Source organism: Streptomyces sp. NBC_01433, assembly GCF_026340105.1.
Classification (GTDB): Bacteria; Actinomycetota; Actinomycetes; order Streptomycetales; family Streptomycetaceae; genus Streptomyces.
The window spans coordinates 1,422,412-1,447,165 of the sequence record NZ_JAPEPM010000001.1 but is presented as its reverse complement, the minus strand read 5'-3'; the positions used below and the strand labels follow the sequence as shown (position 1 = coordinate 1,447,165).

39 protein-coding genes are annotated in these 24,754 nt (G+C 66.8%); 36 read left to right on the top strand and 3 right to left on the bottom strand.

Annotation, left to right across the window (positions count from 1 at the left end; translation table 11 throughout):
* Positions 1–63 precede the first annotated feature (63 nt).
* The gene (locus OG413_RS06345) at positions 64–324 is read left to right on the top strand and encodes a hypothetical protein (RefSeq protein WP_266803409.1); all 261 of its coding nucleotides are present in this window, start codon (positions 64–66) and stop codon (positions 322–324) included.
* Positions 325–390: 66 nt separating this feature from the next.
* On the opposite strand, the gene OG413_RS06340 is transcribed toward OG413_RS06345, so the two are convergent.
* Together OG413_RS06340 and OG413_RS06335 are read right to left on the bottom strand one after the other, a co-directional pair.
* The gene (locus OG413_RS06340) at positions 391–1,449 is read right to left on the bottom strand and encodes a hypothetical protein (protein ID WP_266803408.1); all 1,059 of its coding nucleotides are present in this window, start codon (positions 1,447–1,449) and stop codon (positions 391–393) included.
* 313 nt (positions 1,450–1,762) lie between these two features.
* Positions 1,763–2,200 (bottom strand): ATP-binding protein, encoded by a 438-nt coding sequence (locus tag OG413_RS06335; protein WP_266803407.1) that lies wholly within the window; start codon positions 2,198–2,200, stop codon positions 1,763–1,765.
* Between the two features lie 164 nt (positions 2,201–2,364).
* Between OG413_RS06335 and OG413_RS06330 the strand changes: the two genes are divergently transcribed.
* The 33 genes from OG413_RS06330 to truA all read left to right on the top strand — a co-directional run bounded on the left by OG413_RS06330 (position 2,365) and on the right by truA (position 21,345).
* A complete protein-coding gene (locus OG413_RS06330; protein WP_266803406.1) occupies positions 2,365–3,261 on the top strand; it encodes a helix-turn-helix transcriptional regulator in 897 nt (298 codons plus the stop codon).
* On the top strand, positions 3,258–3,467 hold the full coding sequence (locus tag OG413_RS06325; protein WP_266803405.1) for a DUF397 domain-containing protein: 210 nt from the start codon (positions 3,258–3,260) through the stop codon (positions 3,465–3,467). Before OG413_RS06330 ends, OG413_RS06325 begins: the two co-directional genes overlap by 4 nt.
* Before the next feature lie 470 nt (positions 3,468–3,937).
* On the top strand, positions 3,938–4,246 hold the full coding sequence (gene rpsJ / locus OG413_RS06320) for a 30S ribosomal protein S10 (protein WP_003948644.1): 309 nt from the start codon (positions 3,938–3,940) through the stop codon (positions 4,244–4,246).
* Positions 4,247–4,259: 13 nt separating this feature from the next.
* The gene (gene rplC, locus OG413_RS06315; RefSeq protein WP_014047781.1) at positions 4,260–4,904 is read left to right on the top strand and encodes a 50S ribosomal protein L3; all 645 of its coding nucleotides are present in this window, start codon (positions 4,260–4,262) and stop codon (positions 4,902–4,904) included.
* 4 nt (positions 4,905–4,908) lie between these two features.
* Positions 4,909–5,559 carry a 50S ribosomal protein L4 gene (rplD, locus tag OG413_RS06310; RefSeq protein WP_073718389.1) on the top strand — a complete coding sequence of 217 codons (651 nt, stop codon included), beginning with the start codon at positions 4,909–4,911 and terminating at the stop codon, positions 5,557–5,559.
* Positions 5,559–5,891 (top strand): 50S ribosomal protein L23, encoded by a 333-nt coding sequence (gene rplW, locus OG413_RS06305; RefSeq protein WP_266803404.1) that lies wholly within the window; start codon positions 5,559–5,561, stop codon positions 5,889–5,891. The genes rplD and rplW overlap by 1 nt, the downstream gene beginning before the upstream one ends.
* A 39-nt stretch (positions 5,892–5,930) precedes the next feature.
* A complete protein-coding gene (rplB, locus tag OG413_RS06300) occupies positions 5,931–6,767 on the top strand; it encodes a 50S ribosomal protein L2 (protein WP_073718388.1) in 837 nt (278 codons plus the stop codon).
* A 12-nt stretch (positions 6,768–6,779) separates the two neighbouring features.
* Entirely contained in the window at positions 6,780–7,061 is a 282-nt protein-coding gene (rpsS, locus tag OG413_RS06295; RefSeq protein WP_015610726.1) for a 30S ribosomal protein S19, read from the top strand.
* A gap of 42 nt (positions 7,062–7,103) precedes the next feature.
* Positions 7,104–7,451 (top strand): 50S ribosomal protein L22, encoded by a 348-nt coding sequence (gene rplV / locus OG413_RS06290; RefSeq protein WP_004571827.1) that lies wholly within the window; start codon positions 7,104–7,106, stop codon positions 7,449–7,451.
* Complete coding sequence (gene rpsC, locus OG413_RS06285) at positions 7,451–8,287, top strand: 30S ribosomal protein S3 (protein ID WP_266803403.1); 837 nt, start codon at positions 7,451–7,453, stop codon at positions 8,285–8,287. Before rplV ends, rpsC begins: the two co-directional genes overlap by 1 nt.
* Before the next feature lie 5 nt (positions 8,288–8,292).
* On the top strand, positions 8,293–8,712 hold the full coding sequence (gene rplP, locus OG413_RS06280) for a 50S ribosomal protein L16 (RefSeq protein WP_014047785.1): 420 nt from the start codon (positions 8,293–8,295) through the stop codon (positions 8,710–8,712).
* Positions 8,712–8,936 (top strand): 50S ribosomal protein L29, encoded by a 225-nt coding sequence (gene rpmC, locus OG413_RS06275; RefSeq protein WP_014047786.1) that lies wholly within the window; start codon positions 8,712–8,714, stop codon positions 8,934–8,936. Before rplP ends, rpmC begins: the two co-directional genes overlap by 1 nt.
* On the top strand, positions 8,936–9,220 hold the full coding sequence (rpsQ, locus tag OG413_RS06270; RefSeq protein WP_073718385.1) for a 30S ribosomal protein S17: 285 nt from the start codon (positions 8,936–8,938) through the stop codon (positions 9,218–9,220). Before rpmC ends, rpsQ begins: the two co-directional genes overlap by 1 nt.
* A gap of 109 nt (positions 9,221–9,329) precedes the next feature.
* The gene (gene rplN / locus OG413_RS06265) at positions 9,330–9,698 is read left to right on the top strand and encodes a 50S ribosomal protein L14 (RefSeq protein ID WP_003966950.1); all 369 of its coding nucleotides are present in this window, start codon (positions 9,330–9,332) and stop codon (positions 9,696–9,698) included.
* Positions 9,699–9,700: 2 nt separating this feature from the next.
* Entirely contained in the window at positions 9,701–10,024 is a 324-nt protein-coding gene (gene rplX, locus OG413_RS06260) for a 50S ribosomal protein L24 (protein ID WP_266803402.1), read from the top strand.
* Positions 10,024–10,581: a 50S ribosomal protein L5 gene (rplE, locus tag OG413_RS06255; protein ID WP_073718383.1), complete on the top strand. Its 558-nt coding sequence runs from the start codon at positions 10,024–10,026 to the stop codon at positions 10,579–10,581. The genes rplX and rplE overlap by 1 nt, the downstream gene beginning before the upstream one ends.
* A 2-nt stretch (positions 10,582–10,583) precedes the next feature.
* A complete protein-coding gene (locus tag OG413_RS06250; protein ID WP_024491590.1) occupies positions 10,584–10,769 on the top strand; it encodes a type Z 30S ribosomal protein S14 in 186 nt (61 codons plus the stop codon).
* 224 nt (positions 10,770–10,993) lie between these two features.
* Positions 10,994–11,392: a 30S ribosomal protein S8 gene (gene rpsH, locus OG413_RS06245; protein WP_266803401.1), complete on the top strand. Its 399-nt coding sequence runs from the start codon at positions 10,994–10,996 to the stop codon at positions 11,390–11,392.
* Positions 11,393–11,413: 21 nt separating this feature from the next.
* Positions 11,414–11,953 (top strand): 50S ribosomal protein L6, encoded by a 540-nt coding sequence (gene rplF, locus OG413_RS06240; protein WP_073718381.1) that lies wholly within the window; start codon positions 11,414–11,416, stop codon positions 11,951–11,953.
* Positions 11,954–11,956: 3 nt separating this feature from the next.
* Positions 11,957–12,340: a 50S ribosomal protein L18 gene (rplR, locus tag OG413_RS06235; protein WP_073718380.1), complete on the top strand. Its 384-nt coding sequence runs from the start codon at positions 11,957–11,959 to the stop codon at positions 12,338–12,340.
* Positions 12,341–12,387: 47 nt separating this feature from the next.
* On the top strand, positions 12,388–12,990 hold the full coding sequence (rpsE, locus tag OG413_RS06230) for a 30S ribosomal protein S5 (RefSeq protein ID WP_073718379.1): 603 nt from the start codon (positions 12,388–12,390) through the stop codon (positions 12,988–12,990).
* Entirely contained in the window at positions 12,990–13,172 is a 183-nt protein-coding gene (gene rpmD / locus OG413_RS06225) for a 50S ribosomal protein L30 (protein ID WP_015610734.1), read from the top strand. The genes rpsE and rpmD overlap by 1 nt, the downstream gene beginning before the upstream one ends.
* A gap of 1 nt (position 13,173) precedes the next feature.
* On the top strand, positions 13,174–13,629 hold the full coding sequence (gene rplO / locus OG413_RS06220; protein WP_014047794.1) for a 50S ribosomal protein L15: 456 nt from the start codon (positions 13,174–13,176) through the stop codon (positions 13,627–13,629).
* Between the two features lie 222 nt (positions 13,630–13,851).
* Entirely contained in the window at positions 13,852–15,171 is a 1,320-nt protein-coding gene (secY, locus tag OG413_RS06215) for a preprotein translocase subunit SecY (protein WP_073718378.1), read from the top strand.
* The gene (locus tag OG413_RS06210; protein WP_266803400.1) at positions 15,171–15,830 is read left to right on the top strand and encodes an adenylate kinase; all 660 of its coding nucleotides are present in this window, start codon (positions 15,171–15,173) and stop codon (positions 15,828–15,830) included. Before secY ends, OG413_RS06210 begins: the two co-directional genes overlap by 1 nt.
* A 123-nt stretch (positions 15,831–15,953) precedes the next feature.
* Positions 15,954–16,790 carry a type I methionyl aminopeptidase gene (gene map, locus OG413_RS06205; protein ID WP_073718376.1) on the top strand — a complete coding sequence of 279 codons (837 nt, stop codon included), beginning with the start codon at positions 15,954–15,956 and terminating at the stop codon, positions 16,788–16,790.
* Positions 16,791–16,976: 186 nt separating this feature from the next.
* A complete protein-coding gene (infA, locus tag OG413_RS06200; protein ID WP_014047798.1) occupies positions 16,977–17,198 on the top strand; it encodes a translation initiation factor IF-1 in 222 nt (73 codons plus the stop codon).
* A gap of 60 nt (positions 17,199–17,258) precedes the next feature.
* The gene (gene rpmJ / locus OG413_RS06195; RefSeq protein ID WP_003956441.1) at positions 17,259–17,372 is read left to right on the top strand and encodes a 50S ribosomal protein L36; all 114 of its coding nucleotides are present in this window, start codon (positions 17,259–17,261) and stop codon (positions 17,370–17,372) included.
* Positions 17,373–17,567: 195 nt separating this feature from the next.
* Positions 17,568–17,948 (top strand): 30S ribosomal protein S13, encoded by a 381-nt coding sequence (gene rpsM, locus OG413_RS06190; RefSeq protein ID WP_073718375.1) that lies wholly within the window; start codon positions 17,568–17,570, stop codon positions 17,946–17,948.
* A 105-nt stretch (positions 17,949–18,053) separates the two neighbouring features.
* Entirely contained in the window at positions 18,054–18,458 is a 405-nt protein-coding gene (rpsK, locus tag OG413_RS06185; RefSeq protein ID WP_006376016.1) for a 30S ribosomal protein S11, read from the top strand.
* 144 nt (positions 18,459–18,602) lie between these two features.
* Positions 18,603–19,625, top strand: a complete 1,023-nt coding sequence (locus OG413_RS06180; protein ID WP_003966937.1) for a DNA-directed RNA polymerase subunit alpha — start codon at positions 18,603–18,605, stop codon at positions 19,623–19,625.
* A 264-nt stretch (positions 19,626–19,889) separates the two neighbouring features.
* A complete protein-coding gene (rplQ, locus tag OG413_RS06175) occupies positions 19,890–20,402 on the top strand; it encodes a 50S ribosomal protein L17 (RefSeq protein ID WP_073718374.1) in 513 nt (170 codons plus the stop codon).
* 88 nt (positions 20,403–20,490) lie between these two features.
* On the top strand, positions 20,491–21,345 hold the full coding sequence (gene truA / locus OG413_RS06170; protein ID WP_266803399.1) for a tRNA pseudouridine(38-40) synthase TruA: 855 nt from the start codon (positions 20,491–20,493) through the stop codon (positions 21,343–21,345).
* Between the two features lie 103 nt (positions 21,346–21,448).
* On the opposite strand, the gene OG413_RS06165 is transcribed toward truA, so the two are convergent.
* A complete protein-coding gene (locus OG413_RS06165; protein ID WP_266803398.1) occupies positions 21,449–22,303 on the bottom strand; it encodes a hypothetical protein in 855 nt (284 codons plus the stop codon).
* Between the two features lie 90 nt (positions 22,304–22,393).
* On the opposite strand from OG413_RS06165, the gene OG413_RS06160 reads away from it, so the two are divergent.
* Positions 22,394–24,022: an ABC-F family ATP-binding cassette domain-containing protein gene (locus OG413_RS06160; protein ID WP_266803397.1), complete on the top strand. Its 1,629-nt coding sequence runs from the start codon at positions 22,394–22,396 to the stop codon at positions 24,020–24,022.
* A 228-nt stretch (positions 24,023–24,250) separates the two neighbouring features.
* Complete coding sequence (gene rplM, locus OG413_RS06155; protein ID WP_073718370.1) at positions 24,251–24,694, top strand: 50S ribosomal protein L13; 444 nt, start codon at positions 24,251–24,253, stop codon at positions 24,692–24,694.
* Positions 24,695–24,754: the final 60 nt, after the last annotated feature.

The window sequence follows — 24,754 nt, the reverse complement described above, 5'->3', positions numbered from 1 at the left end:
CCCGGCGACGGTGTGCACTGTCTGTTGTCGAACGGGCCATAGCCCTGGCACCATGCCGTGGCTATGGCGAGAAGAGTCTCCTTTCCGGTCCCGGTACTCACTGTCGACAACCCCCAGCGGACGGACCGCTCCGTCACCAACAGCTGGGTCGTCTGGGGCGACCAACAGGTCTTCCCCGGCGAAGCGTTCTCTTCTCTGAGCGTGAACGCGGCAGGGGTCGGGGCCGACGAGGTCATCGGCGCACGCCTGACGGCCATCCAGAACGGGGTGGACGCTGGTTCCTGGTACCTGGTGGCGTACGGGACCGCGATCTCGTACGGATAGGTCAAAAGCTGATGGGGCCCGCAGCCGCTGCGGGGATTGCCGCCCACCCGGCTCGTCGGGCAACGCTCAGGCGGCTGTCCGCGCGCCTTCCGCCCGGCAGTCGCGGCAGTGGCCGGGCGTGGGGGAGCGGAAGGCGCGCTCGCAGCCGTCGCAGGTCTGGAGAGGGGTGGCGGGGGCGCGGCGGACGGGGGCGAGGCCGTGGGCGCCGGGGAGCGGCGGTGGCAGCAGGGCGGTCAGGCGGTGCCTGAGAAGTTTCGCGGGTTGCCTGAGGGGCTGGGGAGGGTCGTCGGTCAGCGCATGGCGGATGGTGTCGGGGTGGGCCTCGCGTTCGAGCCAGGCGGCGACACCGGGCACCAGATGCCGCACATCACTCTCGGACAGCACGAACTGCGGTGCGTGACGGCGCAGGTCGCTCAGGAGCGCGGCGGCGGCCCGGTGCAGCTCCGGGGTGAGCTCGCGGGGCTGGGGGAGAGGCCGGGGCGGGGGCTTGGGTGCGGTGGACAGCGGTACGAAGGGCGGTGACGCCGGGGCCGGGGGCGGGACCATGACCGGCATCGGGACGACCGGCGGGCGGGGCTCCGGGGCGGCGGAGGGCCGGTCGGAGGCTTCCGGCACGGGGGCGGGGCCGGGAGCCTCCGGTACGGCGAGAGCTGCGGGCGCCTGTGGTGCCTGTGGTTCGGGTGACGCGGGCGTCGGAGCCGGTGCCGGGACCAGCGGCGCGGGAGGCGGTTGCGGGGCCGCCGTGCGGGGTCGCAGCAGAGCCGTCGGCTGGTTGCAGAACACCGTGCGGGTGACGACCCGGCCGCTCGGCAGGCGGTTACGGGTCCGTCGCAGATAGCCGTGGGCCTCCAGCTCGCGCAGGGCGGCGGCGATGCGGGTCTCCCCTTCGGGGAAGCGGGCGGCGAGCGCCTTGATCCCCACGTCGGCCCCCTGGGGCAGCGACTGGATGCGCACGGCGATGCCCACGGCGGTGGAGCTGAGGCCGGGGTGCTGGGCGAGGTGGTTGCCGACGACCGTGAAGCGGCTGGTGTGCGGGATCACGATGTGGATCACGCCGGAGGCCGGGAGGGGGCCGGGAACCTCTGCCAGGGCGCACGTGAGGGCGTTATTCTGCTGGGCATCCATCAGGAAGGTGTCGCTTCCTCGGTGGTCAGGCCCTCGATCGGGATTGCAGTCCTGATTGGGGGCCGACGTATGTCTGGTGTTGTGGCGCGAGCATATGCCTGCCAACCGGCCCGAAATCCAGCCCAGTTGCCAAACCTCACCCGTGTGAGTGACGAGCCATGGGGGGTGGGTCAGGTAGAGGCCGGGTGGGGTCGGGTGGGGTTATTTCTCCTGGTTCTTTACGTAGTTGATGTCGTGGGCCACCGCGTCGTGGCCGCCCACGACGCGGTCGTGAGGTACCGGGTCGTGACCACGCACGACCCGGTGGATGCCGTCAGCGCGCGAGGTCGAGCTCGGCCCACACCGTCTTGAGCGGGACGGGTCCGGGGACGACGCCCCAGTGGTCGGCCAGAGCCTCGACGATGAGCAGGCCCCGCCCGCCCTCCGCGTCGTCCTCGGGCGCTTCGACGGACCCCGGGCCGGACGGAACGCTGTCGCCCCGGGTGTCGGTGACCTCGATCCGCAGCAGGACCTCGTGGTGGACCGCGAGGCGCAGCTGGAAGTCACGGCCCCGTACGCGGCCGTGCACCGAGGCGTTCGCCGCCAGCTCGGCGACGATGTGCGCCGCCGACTCCGAAGGGAGCCCCCAGGCCCCGAGATGGGCCACGGTGAGCAGCCGGGCGAGCTGGGCCCCTCGGCGGGTGGGCGAGAGCAGCACGGTGAACGTCCGGCTCGCGGCGGGGCGCTGGGTGCGGACGATTTCTAGGTTCATGTCACTCAGCGTGGCCGCCTCTGCGTACCGTGCCCAGTGACAGAGCGCTTGCGTACGGTGATTGTCCGGGGCTTGTCCGGCGCTGTCCTGGCTGTCCGGCGTGACGCACCGGGAACGGACGCGGTTGGGAAAAGATCGGCACGCACGTCGGAAGTGGGGCTCGCATGAGCGTGGTTGGCGACGGTACGGGGCACGGGGACGGTACGGAGCGCGGGGACGGCGGGGCGGACGAGCCCGGCTGGGACGTCGATCCCGACGACGAGTCGGGGGCGGCGGTGGTCGCCGCCGTGGGCCGCCAGATCAAGGCGTGGCGCGAGGCGGCGGGGATGCGGGCGTGCGAGCTCGGGGCGGCGATGGGGTACGGCGAAGACCTCATCTACAAGGTGGAGGGCGGCCGGCGCATCCCCCGCCCGGAGTTCCTGGACGGGGCGGACACGGTACTGGGGGCGGGCGGCAAGCTCGCGGCGATGAAGCCGGATGTCGCGGAGGTGCGGTACCCGAAGAAGATCCGAGAACTGGCGAAGCTGGAGGTTCAGGCGGTGGAGCTTCTGGCCTACGGCAATAGCAGCGTCCACGGTCTGTTGCAGACGGCCGAGTACGCGCGTGCGTTGTTCGCAATGCGACAACCTGCGTATCCGCAGGACGAGATCGAACGAGGAGTGGCCGCGCGTATGGCTCGACAGGCCATCTTCGAGCGGTCACCCGCTCCAACGGTCGGATTCGTCCTGGAAGAGGTGGTGCTCCGGCGTCCGCTCGGAGGCAAGATGGTGTTGCGCCGCCAGCTCGAACACCTTCTGGGCTTCGGTGAGTCGCGGAACGTGACGGTCCAGGTAATGCCGATGGACCGCGAGGAGCACGCAGGAATCGACGGGGAGATCCAGGTGCTGAAGTTCAGGGACGGTACGGCGGTGGGACGCTCAGAAGGGGCGTTCGGCGGACGGCCTGTCTCGGATCCGAAGCACATCAGGATCCTTGAGTTGCGGTGTGGCATGATCCGGGCCCAGGCTCTCCCCCCTCGGGAGTCGATGGCCTTCATCGAGAGAGTGTTGGGAGAGACATGATTCGCAAGCTGTCTGCCAGGGACGCTTCCGAGCTGCGGTGGTTCAAGAGCAGCTACAGCGACAGCAGCAACGGCAGCGAGTGCGTCGAGGTTGCCGCTGCCTCCGGCGCCGTCCATGTTCGTGACTCCAAGGACGTCCAGGGCCCGCGTCTCGCCGTCGCCCCCGCCGCCTGGGCTGGCTTCGTCTCGTACGTCGCCGGGCACTGACCCCTCTACGCACGCGCGCCCCAGCCCATGGCCGTCGCCGGGCCATCGCCGGGCCGTGGGCGCGCCGAATGCGTGCCCGCGTTTGACCGCTCCCTCGCGGGGGGTAAGATCCTCGGCCCGATTGGCCAGGCCAGCTCCCCGTATGGCACACTGACCAGGTTGCTCGGTTGAGTGTCAATGCTGCGCGCCTCCCGCCGGGAGGACCGGAAGCGAGTCCCACAGTACTCGTCGGCCCTGTAGGGCCGGACGTACGGGAATCTTCCGGGAAGTAAAGCAGGGCATAAACCAGGCACCCGGTGGGTGTTCCGCCCCCGGTTCCGCGGTCCTTGGGCCCGCACCCCCTTGGTTGGGATCTCCTTCGGGAGATTTTCGTAGAGGGGATGCGACACGCCCGACCGCGTGGGTCGGAGGAGGAGTCGGTAGAACCCTCGGGTTCCAGAGCGTTTCGAGAGACAGGACTACTAGTAGCCATGGCGGGACAGAAGATCCGCATCCGGCTCAAGGCCTACGACCACGAGGTCATCGACTCCTCGGCGAAGAAGATCGTCGAGACGGTGACCCGCACTGGTGCGTCGGTCGCGGGCCCGGTGCCGCTGCCCACTGAGAAGAACGTGTACTGCGTCATCAAGTCGCCGCACAAGTACAAGGACTCGCGCGAGCACTTCGAGATGCGCACGCACAAGCGCCTCATCGACATCCTCGACCCCACGCCGAAGACGGTTGACTCGCTGATGCGTCTCGACCTGCCGGCGGGCGTCGACATCGAGATCAAGCTCTGAGGTGACGCGCGAGATGGCTAAGAACATTAAGGGCGTCCTGGGCGAGAAGCTCGGCATGACCCAGGTCTGGGACGAGAACAACCGGGTTGTCCCGGTGACCGTCGTCAAGGCCGGGCCCTGCGTCGTGACCCAGGTCCGCACCAACGACAGCGACGGCTACGAGTCGGTCCAGATCGCCTTCGGCGAGATCGACCCGCGCAAGGTGAACAAGCCCCTCAAGGGCCACTTCGCCAAGGCCGACGTGACCCCCCGCCGCCACCTGGTGGAGCTCCGCACCCCTGACGCCAGCGAGTACACGCTGGGCCAGGAGGTCACTGCCGAGGTGTTCGAGTCCGGCGTCAAGGTTGACGTCACGGGCAAGAGCAAGGGCAAGGGCTTCGCCGGTGTCATGAAGCGTCACAACTTCAAGGGCCTCGGCGCCGGTCACGGCGTGCAGCGCAAGCACCGTTCGCCTGGCTCCATCGGTGGCTGTGCCACCCCCGGCCGTGTCTTCAAGGGCATGCGCATGGCGGGTCGCATGGGCAACGAGCGGGTCACCACCCAGAACCTGACCATCCACGCGGTTGACGCGGAGAAGGGTCTGCTCCTCATCAAGGGCGCGGTCCCCGGTCCGAACGGCGGCCTCGTCCTGGTCCGTACCGCGGCCAAGGGGGCTTGAGGTAATGAGCACCATTGACATCCTTTCGCCGGCAGGCGACAAGGCCGGTACCGTCGAGCTCCCCGCGGAGATCTTCGACGCCAAGACCAGCGTTCCGCTGATCCACCAGGTCGTCGTCGCACAGCTGGCAGCTGCCCGTCAGGGCACGCACAAGACCAAGACCCGCGCCGAGGTCCGAGGCGGTGGCCGCAAGCCGTACCGCCAGAAGGGCACCGGCCGCGCGCGCCAGGGTTCGACCCGTGCGCCGCAGTTCGCCGGCGGTGGCGTCGTCCACGGCCCGCAGCCGCGTGACTACTCGCAGCGCACCCCGAAGAAGATGAAGGCCGCCGCTCTGCGCGGTGCCCTCTCGGACCGGGCGCGTCACTCCCGCATCCACGTCGTCACCGGCGTGGTCGAGGGTGCGATCTCCACGAAGGCCGCGAAGACGCTGCTCGGCAAGATCAGTGAGCGCAACAACGTGCTCCTGGTCGTCGACCGCGCCGACGAGGCCGCGTGGCTGTCCGCACGCAACCTGCCCCAGGTGCACATCCTGGAGCCGGGCCAGCTGAACACGTACGACGTGATCGTCTCTGACGACGTGGTCTTCACTCAGGCCGCCTTCGAGTCCTTCGTGTCTGGCCCCCAGACCGCTGAGACCGAAGGGAGCGACGCCTGATGAGCGAGGCGACCGTTACCAGCATTACGAGCAAGACCTACTCGGACCCCCGCGACGTTCTCGTCAAGCCGGTTGTCTCCGAGAAGAGCTACGCGCTGCTCGACGAGAACAAGTACACGTTCATCGTCGCGCCCGGCTCCAACAAGACCCAGATCAAGCAGGCCGTGGAAGCGGTCTTCTCGGTCAAGGTCACCGGGGTCAACACGATCAACCGGCAGGGAAAGCGCAAGCGGACCAAGACCGGTTTCGGCAAGCGTGCTGACACCAAGCGCGCCATCGTGACCCTCGCCGAGGGCGACCGTATCGACATCTTCGGCGGCCCGACCTCCTGACGGAGGTCGAGTCGTCCGGAATCGGACGAGGACTGAGAAATGGGTATCCGCAAGTACAAGCCGACGACCCCGGGCCGTCGTGGCTCCAGCGTCGCCGACTTTGTCGAGATCACGCGGTCCACGCCGGAGAAGTCGCTGGTCCGCCCCCTGCACAGCAAGGGCGGCCGTAACAACGCCGGTCGGATCACCGTTCGCCACCAGGGTGGCGGACACAAGCGCGCCTACCGCGTGATCGACTTCCGTCGTCACGACAAGGACGGCGTGCCGGCCAAGGTCGCGCACATCGAGTACGACCCGAACCGCACCGCGCGCATCGCGCTGCTGCACTACGCGGACGGCGAGAAGCGTTACATCGTCGCCCCGCGTGGCCTGTCGCAGGGTGACCGTGTCGAGAACGGTCCGGCCGCAGACATCAAGCCGGGCAACAACCTGGCGCTGCGCAACATCCCGGTCGGTACGACCATCCACGCCATCGAGCTTCGGCCCGGCGGCGGTGCGAAGTTCGCCCGTTCCGCGGGTACGTCCGTGCAGCTGCTGGCGAAGGAGGGCACCATGGCCCACCTTCGTATGCCGTCCGGTGAAATCCGGCTGGTCGACGCCCGCTGCCGCGCCACCATTGGCGAGGTCGGCAACGCCGAGCAGTCGAACATCAACTGGGGCAAGGCCGGCCGTATGCGCTGGAAGGGCGTACGCCCGACCGTCCGCGGTGTCGCGATGAACCCGGTTGACCACCCGCACGGTGGTGGTGAAGGCAAGACCTCCGGTGGACGTCACCCGGTCTCGCCGTGGGGTCAGAAGGAGGGTCGTACTCGCTCGCCGAAGAAGGCATCGAGCAAGTACATCGTCCGCCGCCGCAAGACGAACAAGAAGCGCTAGGAGCGGGTTTAGATGCCGCGCAGTCTCAAGAAGGGGCCCTTCGTCGACGGCCACCTCGTCAAGAAGGTGGACGTACAGAACGAAGCCGGCACCAAGAACGTCATCAAGACCTGGTCCCGTCGCTCGATGATCATCCCGGCCATGCTGGGTCACACCATCGCGGTGCACAACGGCAAGATTCACGTCCCGGTGTTCGTCACCGAGTCGATGGTCGGCCACAAGCTCGGCGAATTCTCGCCGACTCGCACCTTCCGCGGCCACGTCAAGGACGACCGGAAGTCGAAGCGCCGCTAGCGCGGGGTGGAAACGACTATGACTTACACCGAAGGGACAACCATGGAAGCCAGGGCCCAGGCGCGGTACATCCGCGTCACGCCCATGAAGGCCCGCCGAGTGGTGGACCTCATCCGTGGCATGGATGCCACGGAGGCTCAGGCGGTCCTGCGTTTCGCCCCGCAGGCCGCGAGCGTGCCGGTTGGCAAGGTGCTGGACAGCGCCATTGCCAACGCTGCACACAACTACGACCACACCGACGCCTCTTCGCTGGTCATCAGCGAGGCGTACGTGGACGAGGGTCCGACCCTGAAGCGGTTCCGTCCGCGTGCTCAGGGCCGTGCCTACCGGATCCGTAAGCGGACCAGCCACATCACCGTGGTCGTCAGCAGCAAGGAAGGAACCCGGTAATGGGCCAGAAGGTAAACCCGCACGGGTTCCGGCTCGGCATTACCACGGACTTCAAGTCCCGTTGGTACGCCGACAAGCTGTACAAGGACTACGTCAAGGAAGACGTTGCCATTCGTCGCATGATGACGAAGGGCATGGAGCGAGCCGGCATCTCGAAGGTTGAGATCGAGCGCACCCGCGACCGCGTCCGCGTTGACATCCACACCGCCCGTCCGGGCATCGTCATCGGCCGCCGCGGCGCCGAGGCCGATCGCATCCGTGGCGAGCTGGAGAAGCTGACCGGCAAGCAGGTCCAGCTGAACATCCTCGAGGTCAAGAACCCCGAGGTGGACGCTCAGCTGGTGGCCCAGGCCGTCGCCGAGCAGCTCTCCTCCCGCGTCTCCTTCCGTCGTGCGATGCGCAAGAGCATGCAGAGCACGATGAAGGCCGGCGCCAAGGGCATCAAGATCCAGTGCGGCGGTCGCCTCGGCGGCGCCGAGATGTCCCGCTCGGAGTTCTACCGCGAGGGCCGTGTGCCCCTGCACACGCTCCGTGCGAACGTCGACTACGGCTTCTTCGAGGCCAAGACGACCTTCGGCCGCATCGGTGTGAAGGTCTGGATCTACAAGGGCGACGTCAAGAACATCGCCGAGGTCCGCGCCGAGAACGCCGCAGCCCGTGCAGGCAACCGTCCGGCTCGTGGCGGCGCTGACCGCCCGGCCGGCCGCGGTGGCCGTGGTGGCGAGCGTGGCGGTCGCGGCCGCAAGCCGCAGCAGTCGCCGGCAGCCGAGGCCCCCAAGGCCGACGCTCCCGCCGCCGCTGCTCCGGCTGCTGAGAGCACCGGAACGGAGGCCTGACCGAAATGCTGATCCCCCGTAGGGTCAAGCACCGCAAGCAGCACCACCCGAAGCGCAGCGGTATGTCCAAGGGTGGCACGCAGGTTGCGTTCGGCGAGTACGGCATCCAGGCGCTGACTCCGGCGTACGTGACGAACCGCCAGATCGAGGCAGCTCGTATCGCGATGACCCGCCACATCAAGCGTGGCGGCAAGGTCTGGATCAACATTTATCCGGACCGCCCCCTGACGAAGAAGCCTGCCGAGACCCGCATGGGTTCCGGTAAGGGTTCTCCCGAGTGGTGGATCGCGAACGTCAAGCCGGGTCGGGTGATGTTCGAGCTGTCCTACCCGAACGAGAAGATTGCTCGTGAGGCGCTTACCCGCGCTGCTCACAAGCTTCCGATGAAGTGCCGGATCGTTCGGCGCGAGGCAGGTGAGTCGTGATGTCGGCCGGTACCAAGGCGTCCGAGCTGCGCGAGCTGGGCAACGAGGAGCTTCTCAACAAGCTCCGCGAGGCCAAGGAAGAGCTGTTCAACCTCCGCTTTCAGGCGGCGACTGGGCAGCTCGAGAACCACGGCCGGCTCAAGTCCGTCCGTAAGGACATCGCCCGGATCTACACCCTGATGCGCGAGCGCGAGCTGGGCATCGAGACGGTGGAGAGCGTCTGATGAGCGAGAAGACTGTGACTGAGACCAACACCGACCGCGGTTTCCGCAAGACCCGTGAGGGTCTGGTCGTCAGCGACAAGATGGACAAGACCGTCGTCGTCGCTGTCGAGGACCGCGTCAAGCACGCCCTGTACGGCAAGGTCATCCGCCGTACGAACAAGCTCAAGGCCCACGACGAGCAGAACGCTGCCGGCGTCGGCGACCGTGTCATCATCATGGAGACCCGGCCGCTGTCCGCCTCGAAGCGCTGGCGCATCGTCGAGATCCTCGAGAAGGCCAAGTAATTCCTGAGGGGCATTCCCCTCAGGCAAGTTCCGCCAGGCTCGGTGGGGAGCTTCGTAAGACATTTGCGAAGTTCCCCACCGGGAACCGGCAGACGATCAGGAGATAGACGTGATCCAGCAGGAGTCGCGACTGCGCGTCGCCGACAACACGGGTGCGAAGGAAATTCTCACCATTCGTGTTCTCGGTGGCTCGGGTCGCCGCTACGCGGGTATCGGTGACGTCATCGTCGCCACCGTCAAGGACGCGATCCCCGGTGGCAACGTGAAGAAGGGTGACGTCGTCAAGGCCGTCATCGTTCGCACCGTCAAGGAGCGTCGTCGTCAGGATGGCTCGTACATCCGCTTCGACGAGAACGCCGCCGTCATTCTGAAGAACGACGGCGACCCCCGCGGCACCCGCATCTTTGGCCCGGTTGGCCGAGAGCTGCGCGAGAAGAAGTTCATGAAGATCATCTCGCTCGCGCCGGAGGTGCTGTAAGCATGAAGATCAAGAAGGGCGACCTGGTTCAGGTCATCACCGGTAAGGACAAGGGCAAGCAGGGCAAGGTCATCGTTGCCTACCCTGTGCAGAACCGCGTCCTCGTCGAGGGTGTCAACCGGGTCAAGAAGCACACGAAGGCCGGTCAGACCGCTCGCGGTTCGCAGACCGGTGGCATTGTGACGACCGAGGCTCCCGTCCACGTCAGCAACGTGCAGCTGGTTGTTGAGAAGGACGGCAACAAGGTCGTTACTCGCGTCGGCTACCGCTTTGACGACGAGGGCAACAAGATCCGCGTTGCCAAGCGCACCGGTGAGGACATCTGATGACTACCACCACTGCGCCGCGTCTCAAGACGCGCTACCGCGAGGAAATCGCCGGCAAGCTGCGTGAGGAGTTCTCGTACGAGAACGTCATGCAGGTTCCCGGTCTGGTCAAGATCGTGGTCAACATGGGTGTGGGCGACGCCGCCCGCGACTCCAAGCTGATCGACGGGGCCGTCAAGGACCTCACCACGATCACCGGTCAGAAGCCGGCCGTCACCAAGGCCCGCAAGTCCATCGCGCAGTTCAAGCTGCGCGAGGGCCAGCCCATCGGCTGCCACGTCACCCTCCGCGGTGACCGGATGTGGGAGTTCCTGGACCGTACGCTGTCGCTCGCGCTGCCGCGTATCCGTGACTTCCGCGGCCTGTCGCCCAAGCAGTTCGACGGCCGTGGTAACTACACCTTCGGTCTCACGGAGCAGGTCATGTTCCACGAGATCGACCAGGACAAGATCGACCGGGTCCGGGGCATGGACATCACCGTGGTCACCACGGCGACCAACGACGACGAGGGTCGTGCCCTCCTTCGTCACCTCGGCTTCCCGTTCAAGGAGAACTGACCGTGGCGAAGAAGTCTCTGATCGCTAAGGCCGCCCGCAAGCCGAAGTTCGGCGTTCGCGGGTACACCCGCTGCCAGCGCTGCGGCCGGCCCCACTCCGTCTACCGCAAGTTCGGCCTGTGCCGCGTGTGCCTTCGTGAGATGGCTCACCGTGGCGAGCTGCCGGGCGTGACCAAGAGCTCCTGGTAATTCTCCTTCGCCCCTTGGGCGTTGGGATTACCCGGAGACTCTCGGTAAGTATCTGGTCGGCAGGAGCCCCTCCTTTCATGCCGTAGGCTTGAAGGGTTGGGCGCCTGCCGCCCTAGACCGACTTACTACGCCGTAGGTCCCCGCACCGCACCCGTCCCGCCACTGAGTGGGGAGAGGGATGGCGCATACAGGAAACCCCGGCGAGAGAGGCCGAAGGCCAACTCATGACCATGACTGATCCCATCGCAGACATGCTCACGCGTCTGCGTAACGCGAACTCGGCGTACCACGACGGTGTCGCGATGCCGCACAGCAAGATCAAGTCGCACATCGCGGAGATCCTCCAGCAGGAGGGCTTCATCACCGGCTGGAAGGTCGAGGACGCTGAGGTTGGAAAGAACCTCGTCCTCGAGCTGAAGTTCGGCCCGAACCGCGAGCGCTCGATCGCCGGCATCAAGCGAATCTCGAAGCCGGGTCTGCGTGTATACGCAAAGTCCACCAACCTGCCGAAGGTTCTCGGCGGCCTGGGCGTGGCGATCATCTCCACGTCCCACGGTCTCCTGACCGGCCAGCAGGCCAGCAAGAAGGGCGTAGGTGGGGAAGTCCTCGCCTACGTCTGGTAGTCGGGAACGGAGGAATAGCTCATGTCGCGAATCGGCAAGCTCCCCATCCAGGTTCCCGCCGGTGTGGACGTCACCATCGATGGCCGCACGGTCGCGGTGAAGGGCCCCAAGGGCACCCTCTCGCACACCGTCGCAGCGCCGATCGAGGTCACCAAGGGCGAGGACGGCGTGCTCAACGTCGTTCGCCCTAACGACGAGCGTCAGAACAAGGCCCTTCACGGCCTGTCCCGCACGCTGGTGGCGAACATGATCACCGGCGTGACCGCGGGATACAGCAAGGCGCTCGAGATCAGCGGTGTCGGTTACCGCGTCCAGGCGAAGGGCTCCAATCTGGAGTTCGCCCTGGGCTACAGCCACTCGATTCTCATCGAGGCCCCTGAGGGCATCACCTTCAAGGTCGAGTCGCCCACGAAGTTCAGTGTCGAGGGCATCGACAAGCAGAAGGTCGGCGAGGTCTCCGCGAAGATCCGCAAGCTGCGGAAGCCGGACCCGTACAAGGCCAAGGGCGTCAAGTACGCCGGCGAGGTTGTCCGCCGCAAGGTCGGAAAGGCGGGTAAGTAAGCCATGGCATACGGTGTAAAGATTGCCAAGGGTGACGCCTACAAGCGTGCCGCCCTCAAGCGCCGCCACATCCGCGTCCGCAAGCACATCTCCGGTTCGCCGGAGAGGCCGCGCCTGGTTGTGACGCGTTCCAACCGCCACATGGTGGCTCAGGTCATCGACGACGTCGCGGGCCACACGCTCGCTTCCGCGTCGACCCTGGACGCTTCCATCCGTGGTGGCGAGGGTGACAAGAGCGCCCTGGCCAAGCAGGTTGGGGCCCTGGTCGCCGAGCGCGCCAAGGCCGCAGGCGTCGAGGCCGTCGTGTTTGACCGCGGTGGTAACCAGTACGCCGGGCGGATTGCCGCTCTGGCTGACGCCGCCCGTGAAGCCGGGCTGAAGTTCTAAGCCCCGGTTCCTACGCACAGCGGACGTAACAGAGAGAGGTAATTCCAATGGCTGGACCCCAGCGCCGCGGAAGCGGTGCCGGTGGCGGCGAGCGGCGGGACCGGAAGGGCCGTGACGGTGGCGCCAGCGCCGCCGAGAAGACCGCGTACGTCGAGCGCGTCGTCGCGATCAACCGCGTCGCCAAGGTTGTGAAGGGTGGTCGTCGCTTCAGCTTCACCGCGCTGGTCGTGGTGGGCGATGGTGACGGCTCCGTCGGTGTCGGATACGGCAAGGCCAAGGAAGTTCCCGCGGCCATCGCCAAGGGCGTTGAAGAGGCCAAGAAGAGCTTCTTCAAGGTTCCGCGTATCCAGGGCACCATCCCTCACCCGATCCAGGGCGAGAAGGCTGCGGGCGTCGTTCTGCTCAAGCCTGCTTCCCCCGGTACCGGTGTGATCGCCGGTGGCCCCGTGCGCGCCGTTCTGGAGTGCGCGGGCGTTCACGACATCCTGTCGAAGTCGCTCGGTTCTTCGAACCCGATCAACATCGTGCACGCGACCGTGGCGGCCCTTCAGGGTCTGCAGCGTCCCGAGGAGATCGCGGCTCGCCGTGGTCTGCCCCTCGAGGACGTCGCCCCCGCGGCTCTTCTCCGTGCTCGCGCGGCAGGTGTGTGATGGCTCGCCTCAAGATCACGCAGACCAAGTCGTACATCGGCAGCAAGCAGAACCACCGCGACACCCTGCGTTCGCTCGGGCTCAAGCGCCTGAACGACTCGGTTGTCAAGGAGGACCGCCCCGAGTTCCGCGGAATGGCTAACACCGTCCGCCACCTCGTGACGGTTGAGGAGGTTGACTGACATGGCGGAGAACAGCCCGCTGAAGGCCCACAACCTCCGGCCTGCCCCGGGCGCCAAGACCGCCAAGACCCGTGTGGGTCGTGGTGAGGCGTCCAAGGGTAAGACCGCAGGCCGTGGTACCAAGGGTACGAAGGCCCGTTACCAGGTTCCGGAGCGCTTCGAGGGTGGCCAGATGCCCCTCCACATGCGTCTCCCGAAGCTCAAGGGCTTCAAGAACCCGTTCCGCACGGAGTACCAGGTCGTGAACCTGGACAAGCTCGCGACGCTCTACCCCGAGGGTGGAGAGGTCACGGTGGCCGATCTGGTCGCCAAGGGCGCTGTGCGCAACAACCACCTCGTCAAGGTCCTTGGACAGGGCGAGATCTCCGTGGCACTGCAGGTTTCGGTTGACGCCGTCTCCGGCTCCGCCAAGGAGAAGATTGCCGCCGCCGGCGGCACCGTCACCGAGCTCGTCTGAGACAACTCGGACAACTCGATGTACTGAACACCCGACCGGGGATGCCTCTCATATGGGGCATCCCCGGTTGGTCGTTCCTAGGCGGGCATGGTCGCCGGTAAGGTGGCGTGCGTTGTTGTGCTATCTCTCCGGGCAACTGCCCGGGGATCTTTGACTGTTTCGTATTCGTCGATCCTCAAGACCGTCACCTCTACGCATTGCGCGGGGGTCGCAGGAGGCACCGTGCTCACCGCGTTCGCCCGGGCGTTCAAGACGCCCGACCTGCGCAAGAAGCTGTTCTTCACGCTCGGCATCATCGTGCTCTACCGGCTCGGGGCACACATCCCGGTACCCGGTGTGAGCTACGAGAACGTCCAGACCTGTGTTGACCAGGCAAGTAAGGGCAACAACAGCCTCTTCGGCCTGGTGAACATGTTCAGCGGTGGTGCACTGCTGCAGATCACGATCTTCGCGCTCGGCATCATGCCGTACATCACGGCCAGCATCATTCTTCAGCTGCTGACCGTCGTCATCCCCCGACTGGAAGCCCTGAAGAAGGAGGGGCAGTCCGGCACGGCCAAGATCACGCAGTACACGCGTTATCTGACCGTGGCGCTCGCCATCCTCCAGGGCACCGGCCTGGTGGCAACCGCTCGCAGCGGTGCGCTGTTCAGCAGCTGCTCCGTGGGCGACCAGATCGTCCCGAACCAGTCGATCTTCACGACGGTCGTCATGGTGCTCACCATGACCGCCGGAACCGCCGCCGTCATGTGGCTCGGTGAGCTCATCACCGACCGCGGTATCGGCAACGGCATGTCGATCCTGATGTTCATCTCCATCGCCGCGAGCTTCCCCGGTGCCCTGTGGGCCATCAAGGAGAGCGGCAAGCTGGCCGATGGCTGGATCGAGTTCGGCACGGTCATTCTCATCGGCTTCGTGATGGTCGGTCTCGTCGTCTTCGTCGAGCAGGCCCAGCGCCGTATTCCGGTGCAGTACGCGAAGCGCATGATCGGCCGCAGGTCGTACGGCGGTACGTCCACATACATCCCGCTGAAGGTGAACCAGGCGGGTGTGATTCCCGTCATCTTCGCTTCTTCGCTGCTCTACATCCCGGCCCTGATCGTCCAGTTCTCCAACTCCCAGGCGGGCTGGGCGACCTGGATCCAGGACCACTTCGTCAAGGGTGACCACCCGTACTACATCGCGACGTACTTCCTGTTGATCGTGTTCTTCGCCTTCTTCTACGTGGCGATCTCGTTCAACCCCGAAGAAGTTGCCGACAACATGAAGAAGTATGGTGGCTTCATCCCGGGTATCCGGGCTGGTCGACCTACTGCCGAGTACCTGAGCTACGTGCTCAACAGGATCACTTGGCCGGGCTCGCTGTACCTGGGTCTGATCGCTCTGGTGCCGACGATGGCGTTGGCAGGCTTCGGCGGTGCAAACCAGAACTTCCCGTTCGGCGGGACAAGCATCCTGATCATCGTGGGTGTGGGTCTGGAAACCGTGAAGCAGATCGAGAGTCAGCTCCAGCAGCGCAATTACGAAGGGTTCCTCCGCTGATGCGAATCGTCCTCGTCGGGCCTCCTGGTGCCGGCAAGGGAACGCAGGCTGCGTACCTTGCCAAGAACCTGTCGATTCCGCACATCTCCACGGGCGACCTCTTCCGCGCCAACATCAGCCAGGGCACCGACCTTGGCAAGCAGGCCCGTTCCTTCATGGACGCGGGCCGGCTGGTGCCGGACGAGGTCACCATCGGGATGGCCAAGGACCGCATGGCCCAGTCGGACGCCGTGAACGGCTTCCTGCTCGACGGCTTCCCGCGCAATGTGGGTCAGGCCGAAGCCCTTGACGCGATGCTCAAGGACGAGGGCGTAAAGCTGGACGCGGTCCTCGATCTGGAGGTCCCCGAGGACGAGGTCGTGAAGCGGATCGCGGGTCGCCGCATCTGCCGCAGCGACAGCGCGCACGTCTTCCACGTGACGTACAACCCGCCGAAGACCGAGGGTGTCTGCGACACCTGCGGTGGCGAGCTGTACCAGCGGGACGACGACAGCGAGGAGACGGTCCGTACCCGGCTGGAGGTCTACCACACGCAGACCGAGCCGATCATCGACTACTACCGGGCCCAGGGCCTGGTGGTGACCATCTCCGCGCTCGGCAAGGTCACGGATGTGACCGCGCGTGCCATGGAGGCGCTCCAGAAGTCCGACCAGGACTGAGCGACGCCCCGCATTACCTTCACAGTCGGCCGCGGCGCCCTTCAGGCGCCGCGGCCGACTGTTTGCGCCGTATCGTTGAGTACGCCGCAGCCGTCATCCTTCGATGCAGAGAGGCGCCGAGCAATGGTGCAGATCAAGACCCCCGAGCAGATCGCGAAGATGCGCGAGGCGGGCCTGGTGGTCGCTGCCATTCACGCCGCCACCCGCGAGGCGGCCGTGCCGGGCGCCACCACGAAGGACCTGGACGAGGTCGCACGCAAGGTGATCGCCGATCACGGAGCGAAGTCGAACTTCCTCGGGTACGGCGGGTTCCCCGCGACCATCTGCACCTCGGTCAACGAGGTCGTCGTGCACGGCATCCCCGACGAGAAGACCGTCCTCAAGGACGGCGACATCATCTCGATCGACGCCGGCGCGATCATCGACGGCTGGCACGGCGACGCCGCGTACACCGCCTTCGTCGGCACCGGTCACGCCCCGGAGCTGATCGAGCTCTCCCGGGTGACCGAGGAGTCGATGTGGGCCGGGATCGCCGCGATGAAGGTGAACAACCGCCTGGTCGACATCTCGAAGGCGATCGAGACCTACATCCGCCGCCAGCCCCGCCCGGCCACCGGCAAGTACGGGATCATCGAGGACTACGGCGGCCACGGCATCGGCACCGAGATGCACATGGACCCGCACCTGCTGAACTACGTCTCCCGCAAGCGCGGCAAGGGCATCAAGCTGGTCCCGGGCGTCTGCCTGGCCATCGAGCCCATGGTCTCGCTCGGTACGGCGCAGACCGAGGTGCTCAGCGACGACTGGACGGTCCTCACGACCGATGGCACCTGGTCCTCGCACTGGGAGCACTCGATCGCCCTGACGGAGCAGGGGCCGCTGGTCCTGACGGCCCCGGACTGCGGCCGGGCCAAGCTGGCGGAGTACGGCATCACGGCGGCTCCCGACCCCCTGGGGTGAGTCCGGACCTCCGCGGTGGTCCAAGGATCATCCCGGAGAGGTCTAAGGATCATCCAGGCTGGGCAAACTTGACGGATTCGTCTTTTGGGTTCCGCTGACGTAGACTGACTCGTCGGCTCTCGTGCATCCGTGTGTCTCCATGCGGAAGTCGGAGTCGATCAAGGTAGCCGATTCGAAAGGCGAAGCGTGGCCAAGAAGCAAGGTGCCATCGAAATTGAGGGCACCGTGATCGAGTCCCTCCCGAACGCTATGTTCAGGGTGGAGCTCCAGAACGGTCACAAGGTCCTCGCGCACATCTCCGGCAAGATGCGGATGCACTACATCCGTATCCTCCCGGATGACCGGGTCGTGGTGGAGCTTTCCCCGTACGACCTGACGCGTGGCCGGATCGTCTACCGGTACAAGTAGATCTTGCCGCCATCCCGCTTCGGCGTGGTGAGGGCACTGACCCGGAGAACCTGACATCCCATGAAGGTCAAGCCGAGCGTCAAGAAGATCTGCGACAAGTGCAAGGTGATCCGCCGTCACGGCCGGGTCATGGTCATCTGCGACAACCTGCGCCACAAGCAGCGCCAGGGCTGACGCACGACCACCTGCATCTCGCAGCTCTTCGCGCGACGCACGTAAATACGTACATACGCAGAGCCCGTCCAAGCCACGGCTGACGACACCTCCGGCGGGGGCCGGGGACCCGGACGTACCACCTCTCCCAGCGAGAGGTCGGCGGCCGGGAGTGGCACTGCGGAAGACCCCCGATCTAACAACTGGAGCCATTGAATGGCACGCGTTTCAGGTGTTGACATCCCGCGCGAAAAGCGCGTGGAGGTTGCCCTCACCTACGTCTTCGGTATCGGGCGCACCCGGTCCAAGGAGATCCTCGCCACCACCGGTGTCGACCCGAACGCCCGCGTTCGTGACCTGGCCGAAGAAGACCTGGTCAAGATCCGCGAGTACGTCGACGCCAACCTCCGCACCGAGGGTGACCTTCGACGCGAGATCCAGGCCGACATCCGCCGCAAGGTCGAGATCGGCTGCTACCAGGGCATCCGTCACCGTCGCGGTCTGCCCGTCCACGGCCAGCGCACCAGCACGAACGCGCGTACCCGCAAGGGCCCGCGTCGCGCCATCGCCGGTAAGAAGAAGCCGGGCAAGAAGTAGTCCTCAGCGGACGCACTGCGCACGTCCGGAATCCCGGACATCCGCAGCATCCAGCGGTCTTCGCTGTAGGACCGATCACCTCCCCTCTCCATCTGGAGTCAAGACATGCCCCCCAAGGGTCGTCAGGGCGCAGCCAAGAAGGTGCGTCGCAAGGAAAAGAAGAACGTCGCTCACGGCCACGCGCACATCAAGAGCACGTTCAACAACACCATCGTCTCGATCACGGACCCCGCGGGCAACGTGATCTCCTGGGCCTCCGCCGGCCACGTCGGCTTCAAGGGCTCGCGCAAGTCCACCCCCTTCGCCGCGCAGATGGCCGCCGAGTCGGCCGCCCGCCGCGCGCAGGAGCACGGCATGCGCAAGGTTGACGTCTTCGTCAAGGGTCCGGGCTCCGGCCGCGAGACCGCGATCCGCTCCCTCCAGGCCACGGGCCTTGAGGTCGGTTCGATCCAGGACGTCACCCCGACGCCGCACAACGGCTGCCGTCCGCCGAAGCGTCGTCGCGTCTGACGCACGGACGCCGGTAACGGCTGTTCGCGCGTTGTCGCAAGTGTGGGGCCGGGCGGTACATCTCTTCGGGGGTGTGCCGCCCGTACCCTTGTTTCATCTGTCGGGCATCAAATAGTGGGTGCCCACGACTGAAGGATTTTCCTCATGCTGATCGCTCAGCGTCCGTCGCTGACCGAAGAGGTCGTCGACGAGTTCCGGTCCCGGTTCGTCATCGAGCCGCTGGAGCCGGGCTTCGGCTACACCCTCGGCAACTCCCTGCGCCGCACGCTCCTCTCCTCGATCCCCGGCGCTGCTGTCACCAGCATCCGGATCGACGGTGTCCTGCACGAGTTCACCACCGTGCCGGGCGTCAAGGAGGACGTGACCGACCTCATCCTCAACATCAAGCAGCTGGTCGTCTCCTCGGAGCACGACGAGCCGGTCGTGATGTACCTGCGCAAGCAGGGCCCCGGCCTGGTCACCGCTGCTGACATCGCCCCGCCGGCCGGTGTCGAGGTCCACAACCCGGACCTGGTCCTGGCCACGCTGAACGGCAAGGGCAAGCTGGAGATGGAGCTGACCGTCGAGCGCGGTCGCGGCTACGTCTCCGCCGTCCAGAACAAGCAGGTGGGCCAGGAGATCGGCCGGATTCCGGTCGACTCCATCTACTCGCCGGTGCTCAAGGTCACGTACAAGGTCGAGGCGACCCGTGTCGAGCAGCGCACCGACTTCGACAAGCTGATCGTCGACGTCGAGACCAAGCAGGCCATGCGCCCGCGTGACGCCATGGCGTCCGCCGGTAAGACCCTGGTCGAGCTGTTCGGTCTGGCGCGCGAGCTCAACATCGACGCCGAGGGCATCGACATGGGCCCGTCGCCGACGGACGCGGCGCTGGCCGCCGATCTGGCGCTGCCGATCGAGGAGCTGGAGCTCACGGTCCGCTCGTACAACTGCCTCAAGCGCGAGGGCATCCACTCCGTGGGTGAGCTCGTGGCTCGTTCCGAGGCCGACCTGCTCGACATCCGCAACTTCGGTGCGAAGTCGATCGACGAGGTCAAGGCGAAGCTGGCCGGTATGGGCCTCGCGCTGAAGGACTCGCCTCCCGGCTTCGACCCGACCGCCGCGGCGGACGCGTTTGGCGCGGACGATGACGCGGATGCCGGTTTCGTGGAGACCGAGCAGTACTAGTACGCCTCCGGCTGGGGTGCCCGGGATTGCTGGGTGCCCCGGACCGGGCGAGGGCTTTGTCCTCAATCGCCGGACGGGCTGGATTTGGCTCGGGCGCGAGGGCTTTGTCCTCAATCGCCGGACGGGCTTGATTTCGGCTCGGCCTCGAACGTTGGGCGGGCTGGGTTTGGCTCGTCCAGTACCTGGACTTCCGTGTGGCGACCGCCGCGCGGGAACTGACACCGGTACCTGATACGGCCGGTGCAGCACACAAGGAGAAACACCATGCCGCGTCCCGCAAAGGGTGCCCGTCTGGGCGGCAGCGCCGCGCACGAGCGTCTGCTTCTCGCCAACCTGGCGAAGTCGCTGTTCGAGCACGGTCGCATCACCACGACCGAGGCCAAGGCCCGTCGCCTGCGTCCGGTCGCCGAGCGCCTGGTCACCAAGGCGAAGAAGGGCGACATCCACAACCGTCGCCTGGTGCTGCAGACGATCACGGACAAGAGCATCGTGCACACGCTCTTCACCGAGATCGCCCCGCGGTACGAGAACCGCCCCGGTGGCTACACCCGCATCACCAAGATCGGCAACCGTCGTGGCGACAATGCCCCGATGGCGGTCATCGAGCTGGTCGAGGCGCTGACCGTGGCGCAGCAGGCCACCGGTGAGGCCGAGGCCGCGACGAAGCGTGCGGTCAAGGAAGACTCCCTCAAGAAGGACGAGGCCCCGGCCGAGTCCGCCGAGGTCGTCGAGGACGCCAAGCCGGCCGAGGCCGACGCGGAGTCCAAGGACGCCTGAGCGTTCTGAGACCACTGGACGGGCCCGCATCACCCTTCGGGGCGGTGCGGGCCCGTTCTGCTGTGAAGGGTTCGAGAGGGGACGCGTGGTGAGTGACGAGGCGGAGCCCGGTTTCGTACGGGTGCGGCTGGACCTGTCGTACGACGGGAAGGACTTCTCCGGCTGGGCGAAGCAGACCAGCAGGCGCACCGTGCAGGGGGAGATCGAGGACGCGCTGCGGACCGTGACGCGGTCCTCCCGTACGTACGACCTGACGGTGGCCGGGCGCACCGATGCCGGGGTGCACGCGCGGGGGCAGGTGGCGCATGTCGACCTGCCGGCCGAGGTGTGGGCCGAGCACGAGGAGAAGCTGCTGCGGCGGATGGCCGGGCGGCTGCCGCTGGACGTCCGGGTCTGGCGGGCGGCCGAGGCGCCGGCCGGGTTCAACGCGCGGTTCTCCGCGATGTGGCGGCGCTACGCCTACCGGGTGGGGGACAGGACCGGCGGGGTGGATCCGCTGACGCGCGGTCATGTGCTGTGGCACGACCGGCCGTTGGACGTGGACGCGATGAACGAGGCCGCCGCGCTGATGGTCGGGGAGCACGATTTCGCGGCGTACTGCAAGAAGCGCGAGGGTGCTACCACCATTCGTACGCTGCAGAAGCTGAGTTGGGTACGGGACGAGGCGTCGGGGGTGCTGACCGCGACCGTGCAGGCCGACGCGTTCTGCCACAACATGGTGCGGGCGCTGATCGGTGCCGCGCTGTTCGTGGGGGACGGGCGCCGTCCGGCCGGGTGGCCCGCCGAGGTGCTGGCGGCGAAGGTGCGGGACCCGGCGGTGCACGTGGTGCGGCCGCACGGGCTGACGCTGGAGGAAGTGGCTTACCCGGCCGACGAGTTGCTGGCGGCGCGGGCGGTCGAGGCCCGGAACGTCAGGACGCTGCCGGGGGCGGGCTGCTGCTGACCCCGGCGGGCGGGTGTGGTGAGGCGCGTTGCCGGGCCGGGGGGTGGGGCTGCGGGTCGGGGCCGGGGTTCGGTGCGCGCCCCGACCGCGACTCCGCGGGGCGTCAGGTGGCGGGGTTCGCCGCCTGCGCGGCCTGGACCTCGCCCCGGTGCCGGATCTGACGGAACGTGAACTCCGTGAGGTCGTCGCCGACCGCGTACACCTTCTTGTCGGACGTGGTGACGCGGGTTCCGTCGGTGAAGCCGCTGACGGTGAAGTACGCGTAGCGGCCGTAGGAGTTGGCGGTGCGGCGGCAGACCGTACCGGCGCGGCAGAAGGTGGGTACGCCCTCGCCGCCGAGGGAGGCGATGCCGCCGGACGACTGCTGGGCCGCCTTCTTCGCCCGCGCCTCGGTCTTGAACACCGCGACACCGACGGTGACCGCGATGCCCTCCTTGCGGTACGTGGCGCGGATGAGCTGTTGGCAGCCGTTGTTCGTGAGGACCGCGCCGAGTGCGCCCTGGGTGCCCGCGGCGCAGCTCGTGGTGCGGTTCGTCGCGCCCTTGATGTGGACGCGGTCGCCCATCGTCAGCTTCTTGCCCGGGAAGAAGCCGTCGACGGTGATCGGCGCCTTGTCCTTCTTGGCATCGGATATGTAGTCCTTCGGGTCCGGCGGGGGCGGCGGCGCCACCGAGGAGAAGGACGGTGCGGGCTCGGAGGTGTCCGGGGGCAGATCGGCCGGTGCGGGCAGATCGCTCGCGTTCTTGTCCGAGCCGGCGCGCTTGTCGCCGTTGTTGTTGGTCGAGATGACGGCCGTGGCCACGATCGCGCCGACCGCGGCGGTGGCGAGCACGCCGCCGCCGATCATCAGCCACCTCTTGCGGCGGCCGCGTGCGGCGGATTCGTCGGCCAGCGCCGACCAGTCAGGCGTCTGCTGATCTCCCGGCCCCCAGGAGGGCCCCCCTTGCCCAAAGCTCATGCGGCGAATCTTAGACCGACCGAGCCTCGGTGGGCCCGATTCCCAGGGCCTCGGTAAACCGGTTGGGCCAGGGCTTCGCAGGGCGTGACAATGATGTGTATGGGACATCTTGAAGCGGGCCATCTGGAGTACTACCTACCGGACGGGCGGGTACTGCTCGGCGATGCTTCGTTCCGGGTCGCGGACGGGGCCGTCGTCGCCCTCGTCGGCGCCAACGGTGCGGGCAAGACGACACTGCTGCGTCTGCTCGCCGGAGAGCTCCAGCCGCACGGCGGCACGGTGTCGGTGAGCGGCGGGCTCGGGGTGATGGCCCAGTTCGTGGGCTCCGTGCGGGACGAGCGGACCGTACGGGACCTGCTGGTGTCCGTGGCGCAGCCCCGCATCCGGGAAGCGGCGAAGGCCGTGGACGTGGCCGAGGAGCTGATCCTCTCCGTCGACGACGAGGCCGCGCAGATGAAGTACGCGCAGGCCCTGAGCGACTGGGCGGAGGCCCGGGGGTACGAGGCCGAGACGGTGTGGGACATGTGCACCATGGCCGCGCTCGGTGTCCCGTACGAGAAGGCGCAGTGGCGGGAGGTGCGGACGCTCAGCGGTGGTGAGCAGAAGCGGCTCGTCCTGGAGGCGCTGCTCCGGGGGCCGGACGAGGTGCTGCTGCTCGACGAGCCGGACAACTATCTGGACGTCCCCGGGAAGCGCTGGCTGGAGGGGAAGCTGAAGGAGACCCGTAAGACGGTGCTCTTCGTCTCCCACGACCGGGAGCTGCTGGCGCGGGCCGCCGAGAAGATCGTCAGCGTGGAGCCGAGCCCGGCGGGCAGCGATGTGTGGGTCCACGGTGCGGGCTTCGACACGTACCACCAGGCGCGCAAGGACCGGTTCGCCCGGTTCGAGGAGTTGCTGCGGCGCTGGGAGGAGGAGCACGCCCGGCTGAAGGCGCTCGTCCACCGGCTGCGGCAGCAGGCGGCGATCAGCCCCGACATGGCGTCGCGCTACCGGGCGATGCAGACCCGGTTCAAGAAGTTCGAGGACGCCGGGCCGCCGCCGGAGCCGCCGCGCGAGCAGGACATCAGGATGCGGCTGCGCGGCGGACGGACCGGGGTGCGGGCCGTGACCTGCGAGGGGCTGGAGCTGACCGGCCTCATGAAGCCGTTCGACCTGGAGATCTTCTACGGGGAACGGGTCGCCGTCCTGGGATCCAACGGGTCGGGGAAGTCCCACTTCCTGCGGCTGCTGGCGGGGGAGCCGGTGGCGCACACCGGCAAGTGGAAGCTCGGGGCGCGGGTCGTGGCGGGGCACTTCGCGCAGACGCACGCCCATCCGGAGCTGCTGGGCAAGACGCTCGTCGAGATCCTGTGGACGGAGCACGCCAAGGACCGGGGCGGGGCGATGTCGGTGCTGCGGCGCTACGAGCTGGAGCGGCAGGGGGACCAGCCCTTCGAGAAGCTGTCCGGGGGGCAGCAGGCACGGTTCCAGATCCTGCTCCTGGAGCTGGCGGGGACGACCGCGCTGCTGCTGGACGAGCCGACGGACAACCTGGACCTGGAGTCGGCCGAGGCGCTTCAGGACGGGCTGGAGGTGTACGACGGGACGGTGATGGCCGTCACGCACGACCGGTGGTTCGCGAAGTCCTTCGACCGGTATCTGGTCTTCGGATCGGACGGGGTGGTCCGGGAGACGACGGAGCCGGTGTGGGACGAGCGGAGGGTGGAGCGGGCGCGGTAGGGGAGGCGCGTTTTGACCCGTCCGGGGCACGACGGGTAGTGTCGGTGATTGTTATGCGTATTGGCTTCGTCGTTCTCACGCGAAGGGCCCTTACGTAGGTTCTCTGGAGCAGTTACCAGTGGCTCGCATACGGACAGTGTTTCCGGCTTTTGTGAGCCCCAGCTGCATGATCGCTTCAGAGGTGCCATGTGTCTGGACCCATCCACTGAAGAAGCGAAGGCTACGACCGTGCGTACGTACAGCCCCAAGCCCGGAGATGTGACGCGCCAGTGGCACATCATTGACGCTCAGGACATCGTCCTGGGCCGTCTGGCCACCACGGCCGCGAACCTCCTCCGAGGCAAGCACAAGGCGATCTACGCCCCCCACATGGACATGGGCGACTTCGTCATCATCATCAACGCCGAGAAGGTTCACCTCTCCGGCAACAAGAAGACCCAGAAGATGGCGTACCGCCACTCGGGCTTCCCGGGCGGTCTCCGTTCGGTGCGTTACGACGAGCTGCTCTCGAAGAACCCCGAGAAGGCCGTCGAGAAGGCCATCAAGGGCATGATCCCCAAGAACACCCTGGGCCGTCAGATGATCTCGAAGCTCAAGGTCTACGCGGGCGACCAGCACCCGCACGCTGCTCAGCAGCCGGTCCCGTTCGAGATCACCCAGGTCGCGCAGTAGTTCCGGCCACACCCTAAGACGTACAGAAAGATCTGAGGAGCATCGTGGCCGAGACCACTG